We start from the raw sequence: 15673 nt of genomic DNA on the forward strand, positions 1-15673 counted from the left end.
CTAGGCAAGTACCACCGATTCCATGATTTCCTTTACCGATGTCGGTTTCACCCGCGCCGCGATCAGCCGGGTGAACACCGCGCGCCACCAGTCATACATACGGTCCAGATCGCCCGCCGTGCGCACATAGGGCGTGTAGCCGGGGCTCAGCGAGGGGCTGTGGAAGGACAAGACCACCACCGGCAATTGCGCTTCAACCGCCAGATCCACCGCACGCAGCGCTTCGGCGATGGTCACGCCTTCGGGCGTCAGCGGAATGCGGTCGAGCAGGCGCAGGCGGGCCATCGCTCCCTGCATCCGCCCCATCTGCGACACCGCCGGAAACAGCCTTTGCCCCCAGTGCCGCAGGCCGCCGGCGAAGACCGAGGTCAGCGGCAGCTCCATCAGCGTGCGTGCCTCATCCACCCACCATGGGTGAAGGCCCAGATGGCTGTAATCCGGCCCGCCGCCGGGCGAATAGTCGAAGCGGGAGCGCACCGATGTATCGATGGCAATGCCCGCTTCCTGCAGGATCGATGCGGTGTTGGGCCCGGTGCCATAGCGCCCGGCGCGGTAGATCAGCGGCTTGACGCCGAAATTGCGCTGGATCGTTTCATGCAGATGCATGAATTTGGCGCGCTCCAGCTCATAGGGCAGATTGCCCGCGAAGCTGTTGTGCTGGTTGACCTCTTCCTCATGCGGCGGGTTGACCCAGGGGTGCAACTGCACGCCCACCTCGGCGTTGCCCTGCGCCAGCGGCTCACGCAGCACCTCGGCGGCCAGCGGGGATGTGGCGATGGGGTAGTCGATCAGATAGACCGGCACCACGCCGAAGCCGCCGCAGAACTCCTGAAACTTGGTGATCCAGCCCACCGTATCGACAGTGTGCCCGCTGGCGCGCAGCGGCTGGGTCCAGTCGAACTCTTCCTCGGTGTCCACGGTCAGCAGGAAGCGCTGGCCCATACCAGCCTTGAAACGCACGAGTGCGTTTTCGGCTGGAGCGTCGCTCAGTCGAAGGCTTGCCAAATCATGCCTCATCCGGCGCGCCTCAGGCCGCAGAGATCGCGGACTGTCCCTTGTCGCCGGGATGCTCTTCGCTAGGTTCCAGCGGCATGCGGGTCAACCCCGGCAAAAGGAGCGACAATCGATCTTTTTCACGCAGCAGGCGCCCGCCCGCCGCGCGCGCCTCGGCAGCGGCCAGGCGCAGGGCAAAGCCGGTGCCAAACATGCCCGCCCAGGGTCCGCCGCCCTGGCCGTGGCCGTCACCGGTTCCGGCATGGAACAGCCCGACATTGCCAAGCCCGGCCAGAGCTGCGGGCAGTGCCATGGCGATGGTGATCTGGCCGCCGACATGCTCGGGCGCCTGAACGAGCGAGACCGCCAGCTGCTCACCCGCCACCGCATGGCTGGAGAGCGCGGCGAGCAAGCGCCAGATCAGCCTTTCGGCCTCCAGCGCGGGCAGGGCGACGGGGGCAGAGGCCTCCCCGCCCGAGAGGGCAACGCGAATCCCGCGGGTCTGCGCCTGAGGCGTCAGCCGGGCCAGCGCGGCCTTGAGGCATTCGGCCATGTCGCAGGCGCCGCTTGCCAGCTCCATGGCGCCGCTGTCGAGCCTTGCGAAACGTTCCAGCTCCTCGAAACCGGCGAGCATGCGCGCGCTGTCGGCGGCGATGACGGCGGCCAGAGCGCGATATTCATGCGGCGTGGGGCCGAAGAGCTGCTGCTGGATGATCTCGGCAAAGCCCTGAATGGCGTTGACCGGCGTGCGCAGCTCATGAAGCACCTGACGCAGGCGGTCGCCCTCGCCGGAGGGAGGCGCCTTTTGCGCCTCATTGCCGACAGGGCGGCGCAAGCGGCCCATATGGCCCACGAAACGCCCGCTCAGCGCATCGAAGCGCGGCACACCATCGACCTGCCAGTCACCCGCGACGCCCTGAGCGCCCTCCAGCGTGACTGAAATCGCCCGGAAGGGCTGATGCTGCCGCACCGCCAGCGCGAGCGCCGGATGATGCGCCAGCAGATGGCCGACGACCATCGGCGCCATACCGCCCTCAGCCCAGGTGATGCGGCCTTCGGTGTCGCTTGTGAAATCGAAGGCGCGAATCGGGTTGAAGGGCGTGACATCGCCATCGAGCGGCAGTTGCGGCGCGTCCGAAGCGGGCGTGGAATTGCGGGCGCGGCGGAAGGCCTCGATCCGGCGGACGATGGCGCCGATGCTGCTGTCGCCGGGGGGCGGGGTAGGGGCTTCCTCTACGGGCTGGGGTTGCGCCTTGACCGGGGGAAGCTCGGCAACCAGCTCAAGCGGGGCGGCCTGCTCGGGGGCGGGTTCGGCCTGTTGGGGCGCTGCCGCCTCTTCGGGAGCGGGCAGGCCTCTTTCGGCAATGCCCAGCCGTGCCAGCAGCGCGCGGGCACGCGGCGGAAGATCGGCTCTTTCCCGCAGAGTGCCGCGTGCATGCAGCGGCAGGGCCGGGATCAGATCCAGCCATTGCTCATCGCCCAGCTCCGCCGAGCGGATCGCCGCCGTCGCCACAGCAGGCTCCATGCCGCATAGCGCGGCCATCAGGCGCGGAGATCGCAGGCGCTGCCCCGGCTGGCCCAGCATCCGCGCGCGATCCGCAGCAGGGATGTTCGCCGCCAATTCGCCCAGCCGCTGATAGGCAGCATCCACCAGCGGGCCGGTCGCCTCCGCCGGCATGGTGCCAAGCAGATCGATCAGCTGTCGCAGCTGGATGCGCGCGACACTGGCCCCCATCGGGACCAGCCGCAACACCGTGGCAAGGCGATCATCATAGAGCATCAAACGATTCGGAGCACCTCTAAGGCCCAGGGGACCATATGATTACAACGCATTTGGTTACGGCGATGCCAACGCGATAGAAACGCAGCAGGCCGAACCCCCGCTTTCGTCATGACCCTGCCTAGCAGCTTGGCCATAAGGCGAAAGACCCATCGCAGAGCACGTTGCAAAGCGGGACGATTGCGGGCATAGACAATATTATTATCAGCTGCCGCAACGCATGCAGCGTTTGTTTCCTCCAATGTAGGCTAATCCTGCATTTTGCATAGGGTGGGGTTTTCAAGACGTTTATGGCCAATCTCGACCAGATCGATCGCCGGCTGCTCGCCGAGCTGCAGGACGAAGGGCGCGTAACCAACGTCGAGCTGGCGCAGCGCGTCGGCCTCACCGCGCCGCCCTGCCTGCGCCGCGTGCGCGCGCTGGAGGAAATGGGCGTGATTCGCGGCTACCACGCCGAACTCGACGCTGCCAAGCTGGGTTTCGCTATCACCGTTTTCGCCATGGTCTCGCTGAAGAGCCAGGCCGAAGACTCGCTGAGGCAGTTCGAAGATCACGTTCGCCAACTTCCCGAAGTGCGCGAATGCCACATGCTCAATGGCGAAATCGACTTCATCCTGAAAATCGTCAGCCGTGATCTCCAGAGCTTCCAGGAGTTCCTGACCAGCAAGCTGACACCCGCGCCTAACGTGGCGAGTGTTAAGACTTCGCTGACGATCCGCACCTCGAAGCATATTCCGGGTGTGCCGTTGGAGGTTTGAGTTTTTTCAGAAGGTTGAAAAGGGAAGATGCGAGGGGATTATCCCCTCGCGCTCCCGTTAATGTCTACGTTGTGCTTCGGGTTCGGCCTTGGGTTAAGGTCGCCGCGCCGCAGGCTGTAAAACGATAAAAGGCGCCGAGGCTAATTGCCTGCGGCGCCTTTTTCGTGCCCGTGGAAAGTTTGCGCACCGTTCGGATGCCACCAACCTTCATGTCGGGAGACGTCATGGGAGCGCGAGGGGGTAACCCCCTCGCACTTCACTTCCTTAATTGACCTTCTTGGCCAACCACTCTTCCAGCCACTTGATGGTGTAATCGCCGCTGCGGAAATCAGGCTCCTGCAACAGGGCCTGATGCAGCGGGATCGAGGTCTTCGGACCCTGAATCACCATTTCTTCCAGCGCGCGCTTCAGGCGCATGATGCAGCCCTCGCGCGTGCGGCCATAGACGATCAGCTTGGCGATCATCGAATCGTAGTAGGGTGGAATGCGATAACCGGCATAGAGCCCGCTATCCACGCGCACATTCAGGCCGCCCGAAGCGTGATAATGCTCCACCAGACCGGGCGAAGGCGCGAAGGTCCAGGGGTCCTCGGCGTTGATACGGCATTCGATGGCGTGGCCACGGAATTCGATATCTTCCTGCTTCACCGACAGCGGCTGGCCGTCGGCAATGCGGATCTGCTCGCGCACGAGGTCGAGGCCGGTGATGGCCTCGGTCACCGGATGCTCCACCTGCAGACGGGTGTTCATCTCGATGAAGTAGAACTCACCCTTTTCCCACAGGAACTCGATGGTGCCAGCACCACGATAGCCCATGTCGGCCATGGCCTTGGCCACGATGCCGCCCATGCGCGAACGCTCTTCGGGCGTGATGACGGGCGAGGGGGCCTCTTCCAGCACCTTCTGGTGGCGGCGCTGCAGCGAGCAGTCGCGCTCGCCAAGGTGAATGGCTTCACCCTTGCCGTCGCCGAAGATTTGGAATTCTATGTGGCGCGGATTGCCGAGATACTTCTCGATATAGACCGTCGCGTCGCCGAAAGCGGCCTTCGCCTCGGACCCGGCCTGCTGCATCAGCGTTTCGAGGTCTTCGGGTGCATTGCACACCTTCATGCCGCGACCGCCGCCGCCGCTGGCGGCCTTGATGATCACAGGATAGCCGATTTCCTCGGCGATCTTGTGCGCTTCATCCACATCCGAGACCGCGCCGGCGCTGCCGGGCACCAGCGGCATGCCCAGATCGCCCGCCGTCTTCTTGGCGGTGACCTTGTCACCCATGGTGCGGATATGCTCGGGCTTGGGGCCGATCCAGGTGATGCCATGCGCCTCGACGATCTCGGCGAAGCGGGCGTTCTCGGACAAGAAGCCATAGCCGGGATGGATGGCATCCGCCCCGGTGATCTCGGCCGCGCTGATGATGGCGGCCACGTTGAGATAGCTGTCCTTGGCCGCCGGGGGGCCGATGCACACCGCATTGGTGGCCAGGCGCACATGCATGGCATCGGCGTCGGCGGTGGAGTGGACCGCCACCGTCTCGATGCCCATTTCATGCGCGGCCCGCAGGATGCGCAGTGCGATTTCGCCCCGGTTGGCGATCAGGATCTTTTTGATGGCCATGGGAGGCTTAGCCGATCACCACCAGCGGCTGATCGAATTCGACCGGCTGGCCGTTGTCGATCAGGATGGCCTTGACGGTGCCTGCGCTGGGGGCAGTGATGGGGTTCATCACCTTCATGGCTTCCACGATCAGCAGCGTGTCACCGGCCTTCACGGCCTTGCCCACGCTGACGAATTCGGGCGCGCCGGGCTCGGCGGCCAGATAGGCGGTGCCGACCATGGGCGACTTCACGGGCTTGCCGTCATAGGCAGGCTCGGCAGCGACAGCCGGGGCTGCAGCTGCAGCGACGGGCGCGGCGGCGGCAGGTGCGGGCGCATAGGCCACGGGGGCAGCGGCCACCACCTGGGGGGCGCCGCGCACGACGCGGATCTTGCGATCGCCATCGGCGACCTCGATCTCGGTCAGATTGGTTTCGGCCAGCAGCTCGGCCAGTTCGCGCACCAGCGTGCCGTCGATATTCATGCCCAGGTCGCCGGTCTTGCCGTCGCGGCCCGTGTTGTTGTCGTCGCTCATGGGGTCCCCTTGGCGAAAAATAGATCAGCGCGTGCCCCTAGGCCCGTGGAAACCGGCGGGCAAGGGGCAGGCGCATGGTTTTTGCCGGGCAGGCGCCTTACAGCGCCGCCACGGCATCGATGGCCAGCGTATAGGACCTTGCGCCGAAACCCGCAATCGTCGCCATGGCGGCCATGCCGATGTAGCTCTTGTGGCGGAATTCCTCGCGCTTGTGGGGGTTTGAGAGGTGAACCTCGATCACCGGCACGGTGATGCCCTTGATCGCGTCGTGAATGGCGACGCTGGTGTGGGTGTAGGCGCCGCCGTTCAGGATCACCGCCTTGGCGCCGGTGGCATTGGCTTCGTGGAGCCAGTCGATCAGAGCGCCTTCATGGTTGGATTGCAAGGCCTTGATCGTCAGACCCAGCGTTTCGCCATGAGCGACCAGACGTTCGTTGATGTCCGCCAGCGTCTCGTGACCGTAGATATGCGGTTCGCGGATCCCCAGCAGATTGATGTTGGGGCCGTTGAGGACATAAACGGTGGAGTCGGTCATTGTGATCTACCTGTTTCGGGAGTTTGCCCCGTCATACAGGCAGGGGCCAAGGGTTCAAGCATATGCAAGGGCAGGGAAGCTGCCCTTGCGAGGGCATGTTTACTTGTCGGTGCCCTTGGCCTTTCCCCACTGGCGCGCGGCGGTGTAGCCCAGATAGCCGGTGCCGAAGAGCGTGTAGAGCGGCTCGGGAATGCCTTCCAGATAGGCGTTCATCCCTGTCGAGATGGCCTTGGCCATATCGGGCCGGAAAGCCGACAGCACGCCCATGGGAATCGCGCAGAGGATGATGACATACATCACATAAAGGAAGCTGGGCCGCGCCCGGCTGGTCCAGGGATCGGTGGCATTGGCCTCGGCCACGATGGCGGAGAGCTGGGTCTGCAGCGTCTGGAGCTCCTGCGTGCCCTGCATCTGCAGCAGTTGCAGCTTGGCGGCGTCGCGCTGGGCCTTGTCGGGGATGATCCGGTCGAGCAGGGCGGAGACTGGCGAGATCAGCGTGTCGAGCAGGGGCATGGCAAGAGATCCTTCTTGGCGGACAGGATCTCGGGAAATAACCGAATGGGTGATGTTAGGAAAATGCCGCGCCGGGAAGCGGTTCCCGGCGCGGTCTTATGTTTTACAGCAGTTCCTTCAGCGGCACGGCGGTATCGGCCAGCTGTTCGGGATCGGGGCTGGCGCCAGCCTCGATCAGCTTGCGGCCCTGCACATAGTCCTTCACCACATTGACGCTGTCGATGGCGATGATCTTGCCGCCCTTCAGATAGATCACCGAAAAGGCGCGTGCCTCGGGCGATCCGCGCAGTACGGTCTGGTCATGGCCCAGCGAAATGCCCGCCGTCTGCAGCTTCAGATCATACTGGTTCGACCAGAACCACGGGAAGGCCTTGTAAGGCGCTGGATTGCCGAGAATCGCCTTGGCCACGCAGGTGGCCTGATCATTGGCGTTCTGCACCGATTCGACACGCATCACCGCGCCGCCCGCATAATCGCAGGCGAAGCTGGCGCAGTCGCCGATGGCATAGATGTCGGGCAGGGAGGTGCGGCACAATTCGTCCACATCCACGCCATTGGCGCCGGCAGCGCCCGCCTCGATCAGCGGCGCCACGGCGGCGATGATGCCGATGCCCACGATCACGGCATCGGCGGCGATTTCGCTGCCATCGCCCAGTTTCACGCCGCGCACACGGCCCTGACCGATCAGCCCGGCCACGCTGACATTGGTGCGCAGATCGACGCCATGGGCGCGATGCTCGGCCTCATAAAAGGCGGATAGTTCCTCACCCGCCACGCGGGCCAGCACGCGCGGCGCGGCCTCCAGCAGGGTGACATGGCAGCCCAGCTTGGTCAGCACAGCGGCGGCCTCAAGGCCGATATAGCCGCCACCGATCACCGCGATCTTCTTAACGCCGCCATCGACTTCGCCCATCAGCTTGTCGCAATCCTCGCGGGTGCGCACGGCATGGACGCCCGCCAGATCGGCGCCTTCGCCCGAGAGGCGGCGCGGATCGCCGCCCGCTGCCCAGACCAGCTGGCCATAGGTCACGTCTTCGCCGGTGGAGAGGGTAACGCTGTGTGCCTGCGCATCGACCTTCGTGACTTCCACGCCCAGCAGCAGCTCGATGTCCTTCTCGGCCCAGAACTGGGGCGGGCGGATATAGAGTCGCTCGAAGGTCTTCTCGCGCGCGAAATACTCCTTGGAGAGCGGCGGGCGCTCATAAGGCGGCTCATGCTCGCGCCCGATGAGCGCGATGCTGCCGGTAAATCCCCCTTGGCGCAGGGCAATGGCGCATTGCGCGCCTGCATGGCCCCCGCCGACGATCACGATGTCTTTTTTGCTCATGGCGCGCCAAGTTGGCGGAAAAATCGGCGCCGTCAATCGTCAGGAGCGATGCGGGGGATAGGAAAAGCACCGGCGGGCGGGGAAGGCCATAAAGAAAAAGCCGCTTCCTGCGTGAAGCAGGAAACGGCTTTTTTCATTGGTCGGGACGAGAGGATTCGAACCTCCGACCCCCACACCCCCAGTGTGATGCGCTACCAGGCTGCGCTACGTCCCGACCGGAGGGCGCCCTATATGCGGGGCTTTCCCGGATGGCAAGCGCCTGTTTTGCAAAAAATGATCCGAGCCATGCTCATGCCTGTGGAAAAATACCGGGAACCAGCTGCTTGCCTCGCCTCTCGGGCCGCTTCGTTGCCTTGCGCGTGAAAGCCTGCTAGGCGCCGCCGCTGGCCGGGGGCGTGCCCCGCGCGCGGTTCTTCGTAGGAACGTTGCGCGCGTGATGCATCGTTATCCGCGACCATCTCGATTCCATCACGAAAGACCGCCCGATGACTGTTTCCCTCCTGCCCGTGCTGGCCGCCGCTTCGGCAGACAGCCCGCCCGCCTGGCTGCAATTCCTGCCTTTCATCGGCATGGGTCTGGTCATGTGGTTCTTCCTGCTGCGTCCGCAGATGCAGCAGCAAAAGCAGCAGAAGGCCAAGCTGGAGGCTCTCAAGAAGGGCGATCAGGTGCTGACCGGCGGTGGCTTCATCGGCAAGGTGGTCAAGGTCGATGCCGATTATGTGGATGTGGAGCTGGCGCCGGGCCTGAAGGTCAAGGCGCTCAAGTCCACCATCGGCGATGTGATCCCGCCCGCTGGCAGCGCCCCTGCCAACGACTGAGACGGGACAGGCCCCGGGCGGTTGACGCCGCAGGGGCCGATGCCCATCTCCCGCTTTCCTCAATCTTCCCGCGCCCTGGCGTGGGAAACGCTGACAGAGCCGCAAACACATGCTCGATTTTCCCCGCTGGAAACAGCTCTGGTTCTGGTTCATCGCGCTGGCGGCGATGGCGGCGGCTGTGCCGTCCTTCGTTTCGGTCGCCGGTTACGCATGGCCTGCCGCTCTGCCCAACCCCAAGATCAATCTGGGGCTCGACCTTGCCGGCGGCAGCCATCTGCTGCTGGAGGCCAATCCTGATCAGGTGACCAGCCTGCGCCTCGAATCCAAGGAAGAAGAGGTCCGCAACGCGCTGAGCAAGGCCAGCCATCCGGTCCAGATCGGCGACATCTCGAACAAGGACGGTTCGCTCAGCTTCATGGTGAGCAACCCGGCCGATGTGGATGCCGCGCGTGAGGCGGTGCTGCCGCTGACCAATGGCGCGGGCCTTTCGGGCCAGCGTGACTGGGACATCAAGGTGGTGGACACCACCCGCATCGTGCTGACGCCCACCAAGGCCGGCATCGATCAGGCCGTCACCGACGCGATGAGCACCGCCACGGAAGTGGTGCGCAAGCGTATCGACGCGCTGGGCACCCGTGAGCCGACCATCATCAAGCAGGGCACCGACCGCATCGTGGTGCAGGTGCCCGGCCTGAAGGACCCCACGGCGCTGAAAGCCCTGCTGGGCCAGACCGCCAAGCTGGAGTTCAAGCTGGTCGATACGACCGCTTCGCCCACCGACGTGCAGTCGGGCGTGGCCCCTCCGGGTGACGAGATCGTGCCCTATGCCAGCGGCGCGGGCGCTCTGGCGGTCAAGCGTCTGGGCGGCATCAAGGGCGATCAGCTGACCAGCGCGCATCAGGTCTTCGATCAGCAGACCGGTGAGCCGCAGGTCTCGATCAACTTCAATCAGGCCGGCGGCGAGAAATTCGCCAAGCTGACCACGGAAAATGTTGGCCATCCTTTCGCCATCATCCTCGACGGCAAGGTGCTTTCGGCCCCCAACATCAACACCGCGATTCTGGGCGGCAGCGCCGTGATCTCCGGCAGCTTCACCACGCAGAGCGCCAACCAGCTGGCCATCGCGCTCAGCTCGGGCGCGCTGCCGATCGACCTCAAGGTGGTGGAAGAGCGCACCGTCGGCCCTGACCTTGGCGCCGATTCGATCCACAAGGGTGCCATCGCCATGGGCGTGGGCACGCTGGCGGTGGTGATCTTCATGGCCGTGACCTATGGCCGCTTCGGCATGTATGCCAATGCCGCCGTGATCATCAACGTGATCATGATCCTGGGCATCATGGCGGTGTTCAACACCACGCTGACCCTGCCGGGCATCGCCGGTTTCGTGCTGACCATCGGCGCCGCGGTCGACGCCAACGTGCTGATCAACGAGCGTATCCGCGAAGAACGCCACCGGGGCCGCAAGGTGTTCCAGGCGGTGGAGCTGGGTTACAAGGAAGCCAGCCGCACCATCTTCGATGCCAACATCACCCATATCATCTCGGCCGTGCTGATGTTTGTGCTGGGTTCGGGGCCGATCAAGGGCTTTGCCGTGGTGCTGATGATCGGCATCGTCACCTCGGTGTTCACCTCCGTCTATCTCACCCGCATGTGGGTGGCGTCGTGGCTGCGCAAGACGCGCCCCAACGATATTACGATCTAAGGGGCCGTTGCCATGCGCCTGCTCAAACTCGTTCCCGATCATACCAACATCCACTTTCTGAAGTGGCAGTGGCCCACCACCATCATCAGCGTTGCCCTGATGGTGCTGAGCTGGGTGCTGATCTTCACTCATGGCCTGAACCTTGGCGTGGATTTCAAGGGCGGTCAGATGATCCGCGTCACCTTCACCCAGAGCGCGACTGTCTCGACGGCGCAAGTGCGCAGCGAGGTGGAATCGCTCGGTTTCGGTGAGCCGATCATCCAGACCTATGGCGCGCCCAATGAGATCTCGATCCGCTTGGGCCTGCCCGAAGGTTCTGACAAGAACCCCGCCGCTGCCGAGGCCATGGCCAAAACCGTTTCGGCCAAGCTGAAGGCCGACCATGCCGATGCGCGCATTGATGGTGTCGATTCGGTCTCGGGCAAGGTCTCGGGCGAGCTGTGGACCATCGCCATCAAGGCGCTGGGCGCGGCGGCTTTGGCGATCTCGATCTTCATCTGGTATCGCTTTGAATGGCAGTTCGGCGTCGGCGCGCTGATCAGCCTTATTCACGACGTGACGCTGGTGCTGGGTCTTTTCGCCATCACCCAGATGGAGTTCGACCTGACGACCGTGGCTGCGATCCTGACGGTGATCGGCTATTCGCTCAATGACACCATCGTGGTCTATGACCGCATCCGCGAGAATCTGAAGAAATTCCGCAAGATGCCTCTGCCCGAGCTGCTGGACCTCTCGGTCAACGAGACTCTGGCGCGCACCGTGGTGACCTCGGGCACGATGCTGATCACCCTGCTGGCGCTGGCGCTGCTGGGTCCCAAGGTGATCTTCGGCTTCTCGGCCGCGCTGATCCTCGGCATTTTCGTCTGCACCTATTCCTCGATCTATGCTGCGGCCCCGATGCTGATCTGGCTGAAGGTGACGCCTTCCAGCTTTGTCGCCACCGAGAGCAAGCTGGACCGTCAGGAAAGGCTGGCACGCGAACAGCGCTGATTGTTTTCAGCGTTACGCGGGCTTTGAAACGCCGGGCGGCCTTGGGGCTGGCCCGGCGTTTTGCTGTCAGCGGGCGGCGTTCTGCCAGAAGCTGGCGATGGCCTGCGCATTGGCCTCCCAGCTGAAGCTGGCGGCATTGGTGGCGACATCCTGCTGGGCAGGCGGATCGGCCAGAATGGCGTGCAGAGCCTGAGCGATGGCATCCGGGGTGCGCGCGGCCAGACGGCCTGCGCTGGGGGTTTTCACCACCTCCGCCGCGCCGCCGATGGGCGGGATCACCAAAGGCGTGCCGCAGGCCAGCGCTTCGATCCAGACATTGGCGAGGCCCTCGCGCTCACTGGGCAGCACCACGGCATCGGCGGCGCACATCAGCAGGGGGAGGCGGTCATGGCTGACCTGCCCGAGGAAATGGACCCGCTCGGAGATGCCCAGTTGCTGGGCCTGAGCGCGCAGGGCGTCTTCGTCCGCACCTTTCCCGGCCAGCGCCAGATGGGCTTGCGGAATCTGCGCCAGAGCCGAAAGCGCCAGAGCCTGCCCCTTGATAGCGATCAGCGCGCCGGGCGTGACGAACAGCGGGGCGCCATCGGGCAGGGCGATCTCGGTGAGGGATGCGCGGGCCTGATCGCGCGGCGTTACCTTGAAACGCTGATGATCCAGCCCGGTGTAATGGACGGTGATCTTGTCCCCGGGCAGGCCGAAAGTGGCCATATCGGCCTTGAGCGCTCCCGACACCGCCAGCATCCCTGCAGCCTGATCCGCTGCCGCGCGAATCTGCACCAGCGCCTTGGGGCGGGTGGCCCAGTAATGGATATCCGAGCCGCGCGCTTTAATCGTCAGCGGCAGGTTCAAAGCCTTGGCGATCAGCGCCGCTGCCGGGCCATCGGGGAAGAAAAACTGCGCATCCACCACATCGAAAGGCGCCTCGGCATGCAGCCGCATGACCAGAGGCAGGATGGCGCGGGCAATGCGCCCGGGATTGCTGTCGCCGCCAATCAGCGGGATCAGCGTGAAGCGGGGGTGGTAAACCGTGATCCCGCCCAGCGAGGATTGCGCCGGGCACTTGGCCAGCGTGGCATAAGGCTCCCGCCGCGAGAGCGGGAAGGGCGGCAGGCCGATGGGGTTCACCACCGTGACATCGGCCAGACCCCCAGCGGCCACAGCCTTCATCTGATTGGCGACAAAGCCGCCGAAAGCCGGGCGCACCGGGGCCGGAAACAGCGTGCTGATCGAGAGAATGCGCAACGGCGGATGGGTCATGCCGCTGTTCCTACGCTGTGTTGATGGATCAGCGGTTAAGCCGATCCGATCAGAGCCTGCGCACCAGCATTTCGGCCACGGCCAGCCATGGCGGGCTGTCGATCACCAGCTGTCGCTGGCCCACGCCGGGCGGCAGCAGGGCGACGCGGTGGTCGTCACGGTCGATCAGGCGGCCAAAGGCGAAGCGGCCACCGGGGCGGGGCGCCAACACGTCGCGGTTGACGAGGCGCGGATAGTCCTCAGCCGAGACATGGCGCAGCCAGATCTGGTCCCCGGCGCGATATTCGCCCGCGCTGGCTTCCACGGCCATGGCCACCAGCGTGGCATCGCCCGACAGCGCGGTGGGCAGGATGGCGTCACGCGGGGCGGTCAGCGCTTCGGCGCCGCTTTCGACCAAGCGGGCGACGATGCGCGTCTGGCTATCGGTTTCCGAGCGCACCAGCACTTCGGGCTCGACTTCCAGAGCGGCGGCGATGCGGTTCATCCACACCAGAGAGAGGTTACGCGTGCCGGTTTCGAGGCGGCCGATGGTCTGCGCCGTGGTGGCGGGCACGCAGCGGGCGGCCACATCGGCCAGTGTCAGGCCCTTCTGCTTACGGATGTCGCGGATGCGGTTAATCATGAGCGGAGGGCCTCTAACCGATTTGGTTTAACTGGGTCCTACACTAGCGTGCTTCTGGCATGCTGTCTCCCAATTGTTGCACTGCAATAAGGAGAAAATTGATCCGGCACTGTCTGATAGCGCGGGAGATTGCTCGGGAAGGGATCATAACGCCGGGAGCAAACTTGCGCTGCACCCGCGAAAGAAGGGCGCGATCGGCACCGTGTGAGGGTGGTTAACGATGATCTGGCCGAATCGCCGATGAATTGCGCCGCTATTTCAGGGCGGTGTCATCGGGCGGCAGCACCTATGCGCTGGCAGGGGTGGCAGATGATCTCCGCCACCCCTGATCCAGACCGCGTTAGCCTTCCACCATTTCGGCCAGTTCCAGCCAGCGTTCCTCGGCGGAGTCTTTTTCGTGGCGGGCCTTGTCCAATGCGGCGGTCAGCTGGGCAAACCGCTTTGGATCGCTGGTGTAAAGCGCCGGATCGGCCAGAGCCGCCTCCAGCTTCACCATTTCCGCGTCCAGCTGCTCGATACGGGCGGGCAGCAGATCGTAATCGCGCTGATCCTTGTAGCTCAGCTTGCCCTTCTTCACCGGCATCGGCGGCGGCGGCGGCGCCTTCTCGCCCGTATCCGCCTTGGGCTTGACCGCATTGCGCTGGGTCCGCTGCTTCTGCCAATCGGCATAGCCGCCCGCCACGATGTCCACCTTGCCGCTGCCGTCCAGACCCAGCGTGACAGTCACGGTGCGGTCGAGGAAGTCACGGTCATGGCTGACGATCAGCACGGTGCCGTCGTAATCGGCGATCACCTCCTGAAGCAGGTCGAGCGTTTCCAGATCGAGATCGTTGGTCGGCTCGTCCAGCACCAGCAGGTTGGAAAAACGCGCGAATTCACGCGCCAGCAGCAGACGCGAACGCTCACCGCCCGACAGCGTGCCGACCCGCGCCTCGACCAGACCGGGGTCGAAGAGGAAGTCTTTCAGATAGCCATGGATATGCTTGCGGGTGCCGCGCACATTGACCCAATCGCTGCCCTCGGCCACGATGTCGCGCACGCGCTTGTCGGGCGCGAGCAGGCTGCGCTGCTGGTCGATCACCACGGCGGAGAGCGATTGCGCCAGCGTCACCGTGCCCTCATCGGGCTCCAGCTCGCCGATCAGCATCTTGAGCAGCGTCGATTTGCCGGCGCCATTGCCGCCGACCAGACCGATGCGGTCACCGCGCTGAATGCGCAGGGAAAAGTCCTTGATGACGGTGCGGTCACCGAATCGCTTCACGATCTTATCGGCCACGATCACCGATTTGGTTTTCGAGCCATCGCCGCTGATCTGCATCTTGGCCACGCCCTGCGGCGTCATCATCGCCGCGCGCGCCTCGCGCATTTCGTACAGCTTTTCGAGGCGGCCCATGTTGCGCTTGCGCCGCGCGGTCACGCCGCGCTCCTTCCAATGCTCTTCGATCTTGAGCTTGGCGTCCATCCGCTCGGCGGCGCGGGCTTCCTCGGCATAGACCTGATCTTCCCAGGCCTCGTAACCGCCAAAGCCGATCTCGCGGCGGCGCAGCGAACCGCGATCCAGCCACAGCGTCGCCTTGGTCAGGCGGGTGAGGAAGGTACGGTCATGGCTGATGACCACGAAGGCGCCATTGTAGCGCTGCAGCCAGCTTTCCAGCCAGTCGATGGCGTCGAGATCCAGATGGTTGGTCGGCTCGTCGAGCAGCAGCAGATCGGGCTCGCTGGCCAGAGCGCGGCAGATCGCGGCGCGGCGCTGCTCACCGCCGCTGGCGCTGGCGGCATTGCGCGACAGATCGATGCCCAGCTGACCGGCGATCGATTCCACCTCATGGCGCGGCGGCGCATCGGGCGCGCGCAGGCAATAATCCATCAGCGTCTCGCAACCGGTGAAATCGGGCGCCTGCTCCAGCGTGATGACGCGCGTGCCGGGCTGGACCGAGCGTTTGCCCTGGTCACCCTCCACCGTGCCCGCGATCAGTTTCAGGATCGTGGATTTGCCCGCGCCATTGCGGCCGATCAGCGCCAGCCGGTCACGCGGGGCGATGTTGATGTCGAGACCCTGGAAAAGCCAGCCCGATCCCTGAATGAGACCAAGCCCTTCCCAGCTGAGAATAGGTGCAGCTGCCATGCCGCGCGCCCTAGCGCCCTGCGCCATGCCATGGCAAGGGAAAGCACAGAGACAGGGCAGGGGTCGCGCCATGAGATTAAGCCAGGAGATAACGTTGGGAGCCGGCATTCACACAGCGTTCAATT

The 15673-nt window shown here is 64.5% G+C and carries 14 protein-coding genes and 1 tRNA gene; 4 read left to right on the plus strand and 11 right to left on the minus strand.

Annotated features, from left to right (window positions below; all coding sequences use genetic code 11):
* The gene (locus tag HGK27_RS03905) at positions 1-1005 is read right to left on the minus strand and encodes a polysaccharide deacetylase family protein (protein ID WP_407674585.1); all 1005 of its coding nucleotides are present in this window, start codon (positions 1003-1005) and stop codon (positions 1-3) included.
* Between the two features lie 22 nt (positions 1006-1027).
* Positions 1028-2773 carry a HAMP domain-containing histidine kinase gene (locus HGK27_RS03910; protein ID WP_206238896.1) on the minus strand — a complete coding sequence of 582 codons (1746 nt, stop codon included), beginning with the start codon at positions 2771-2773 and terminating at the stop codon, positions 1028-1030.
* 290 nt (positions 2774-3063) lie between these two features.
* Here HGK27_RS03910 and HGK27_RS03915 point away from each other — a divergent pair, with 290 nt between their 5' ends.
* Positions 3064-3531, plus strand: coding sequence for an Lrp/AsnC family transcriptional regulator (locus HGK27_RS03915; protein WP_068080770.1), 468 nt, complete (start codon positions 3064-3066; stop codon positions 3529-3531).
* 264 nt (positions 3532-3795) lie between these two features.
* On the opposite strand, the gene accC is transcribed toward HGK27_RS03915, so the two are convergent.
* From accC to HGK27_RS03945, 6 genes are all read right to left on the minus strand, one after another.
* Positions 3796-5145, minus strand: a complete 1350-nt coding sequence (accC, locus tag HGK27_RS03920) for an acetyl-CoA carboxylase biotin carboxylase subunit (RefSeq protein WP_206238898.1) — start codon at positions 5143-5145, stop codon at positions 3796-3798.
* A gap of 7 nt (positions 5146-5152) precedes the next feature.
* Positions 5153-5608, minus strand: coding sequence for an acetyl-CoA carboxylase biotin carboxyl carrier protein (gene accB / locus HGK27_RS03925; protein WP_206242783.1), 456 nt, complete (start codon positions 5606-5608; stop codon positions 5153-5155).
* A 148-nt stretch (positions 5609-5756) separates the two neighbouring features.
* Entirely contained in the window at positions 5757-6194 is a 438-nt protein-coding gene (aroQ, locus tag HGK27_RS03930) for a type II 3-dehydroquinate dehydratase (RefSeq protein WP_206238900.1), read from the minus strand.
* Between the two features lie 99 nt (positions 6195-6293).
* Positions 6294-6707 (minus strand): holin family protein, encoded by a 414-nt coding sequence (locus HGK27_RS03935; protein WP_206238901.1) that lies wholly within the window; start codon positions 6705-6707, stop codon positions 6294-6296.
* Positions 6708-6810: 103 nt separating this feature from the next.
* The gene (locus HGK27_RS03940) at positions 6811-8034 is read right to left on the minus strand and encodes an NAD(P)/FAD-dependent oxidoreductase (protein ID WP_206238903.1); all 1224 of its coding nucleotides are present in this window, start codon (positions 8032-8034) and stop codon (positions 6811-6813) included.
* Positions 8035-8171: 137 nt separating this feature from the next.
* Positions 8172-8248: transfer RNA gene (locus HGK27_RS03945), tRNA-Pro, on the minus strand.
* A gap of 271 nt (positions 8249-8519) precedes the next feature.
* Between HGK27_RS03945 and yajC the strand changes: the two genes are divergently transcribed.
* The 3 genes from yajC (at position 8520) to secF (ending at position 11544) form a co-directional block, all read left to right on the plus strand.
* Positions 8520-8852: a preprotein translocase subunit YajC gene (yajC, locus tag HGK27_RS03950; RefSeq protein ID WP_206238905.1), complete on the plus strand. Its 333-nt coding sequence runs from the start codon at positions 8520-8522 to the stop codon at positions 8850-8852.
* Positions 8853-8961: 109 nt separating this feature from the next.
* Complete coding sequence (gene secD, locus HGK27_RS03955) at positions 8962-10554, plus strand: protein translocase subunit SecD (protein ID WP_206238907.1); 1593 nt, start codon at positions 8962-8964, stop codon at positions 10552-10554.
* Between the two features lie 12 nt (positions 10555-10566).
* The gene (secF, locus tag HGK27_RS03960) at positions 10567-11544 is read left to right on the plus strand and encodes a protein translocase subunit SecF (protein WP_206238909.1); all 978 of its coding nucleotides are present in this window, start codon (positions 10567-10569) and stop codon (positions 11542-11544) included.
* A 66-nt stretch (positions 11545-11610) separates the two neighbouring features.
* On the opposite strand, the gene HGK27_RS03965 is transcribed toward secF, so the two are convergent.
* From HGK27_RS03965 to HGK27_RS03975, 3 genes are all read right to left on the minus strand, one after another.
* Entirely contained in the window at positions 11611-12801 is a 1191-nt protein-coding gene (locus tag HGK27_RS03965; RefSeq protein ID WP_241126824.1) for a glycosyltransferase, read from the minus strand.
* A 49-nt stretch (positions 12802-12850) separates the two neighbouring features.
* On the minus strand, positions 12851-13423 hold the full coding sequence (locus tag HGK27_RS03970) for a helix-turn-helix domain-containing protein (protein WP_068080740.1): 573 nt from the start codon (positions 13421-13423) through the stop codon (positions 12851-12853).
* Between the two features lie 340 nt (positions 13424-13763).
* Complete coding sequence (locus HGK27_RS03975) at positions 13764-15548, minus strand: ABC-F family ATP-binding cassette domain-containing protein (protein ID WP_206238911.1); 1785 nt, start codon at positions 15546-15548, stop codon at positions 13764-13766.
* Positions 15549-15673: the final 125 nt, after the last annotated feature.

This window comes from Novosphingobium terrae, from assembly GCF_017163935.1.
In the GTDB taxonomy this organism is placed as follows: Bacteria; Pseudomonadota; Alphaproteobacteria; order Sphingomonadales; family Sphingomonadaceae; genus Novosphingobium; species Novosphingobium terrae.

What these genes read in the sequence shown, in the direction of transcription:
- HGK27_RS03910 (WP_206238896.1), bottom strand. Translation starts at nt 2,773, where the DNA reads ATGCTCTATGATGATCGCCTTGCCACGGTGTTGCGGCTGGTCCCGATG.
- accC (WP_206238898.1), bottom strand. Translation starts at nt 5,145, where the DNA reads ATGGCCATCAAAAAGATCCTGATCGCCAACCGGGGCGAAATCGCACTG.
- aroQ (WP_206238900.1), bottom strand. Translation starts at nt 6,194, where the DNA reads ATGACCGACTCCACCGTTTATGTCCTCAACGGCCCCAACATCAATCTG.
- HGK27_RS03940 (WP_206238903.1), bottom strand. Translation starts at nt 8,034, where the DNA reads ATGAGCAAAAAAGACATCGTGATCGTCGGCGGGGGCCATGCAGGCGCG.
- HGK27_RS03935 (WP_206238901.1), bottom strand. Translation starts at nt 6,707, where the DNA reads ATGCCCCTGCTCGACACGCTGATCTCGCCAGTCTCCGCCCTGCTCGAC.
- secD (WP_206238907.1), top strand. Translation starts at nt 8,962, where the DNA reads ATGCTCGATTTTCCCCGCTGGAAACAGCTCTGGTTCTGGTTCATCGCG.
- secF (WP_206238909.1), top strand. Translation starts at nt 10,567, where the DNA reads ATGCGCCTGCTCAAACTCGTTCCCGATCATACCAACATCCACTTTCTG.
- HGK27_RS03975 (WP_206238911.1), bottom strand. Translation starts at nt 15,548, where the DNA reads ATGGCAGCTGCACCTATTCTCAGCTGGGAAGGGCTTGGTCTCATTCAG.
- accB (WP_206242783.1), bottom strand. Translation starts at nt 5,608, where the DNA reads ATGAATATCGACGGCACGCTGGTGCGCGAACTGGCCGAGCTGCTGGCC.
- HGK27_RS03965 (WP_241126824.1), bottom strand. Translation starts at nt 12,801, where the DNA reads ATGACCCATCCGCCGTTGCGCATTCTCTCGATCAGCACGCTGTTTCCG.
- yajC (WP_206238905.1), top strand. Translation starts at nt 8,520, where the DNA reads ATGACTGTTTCCCTCCTGCCCGTGCTGGCCGCCGCTTCGGCAGACAGC.
- HGK27_RS03970 (WP_068080740.1), bottom strand. Translation starts at nt 13,423, where the DNA reads ATGATTAACCGCATCCGCGACATCCGTAAGCAGAAGGGCCTGACACTG.
- HGK27_RS03915 (WP_068080770.1), top strand. Translation starts at nt 3,064, where the DNA reads ATGGCCAATCTCGACCAGATCGATCGCCGGCTGCTCGCCGAGCTGCAG.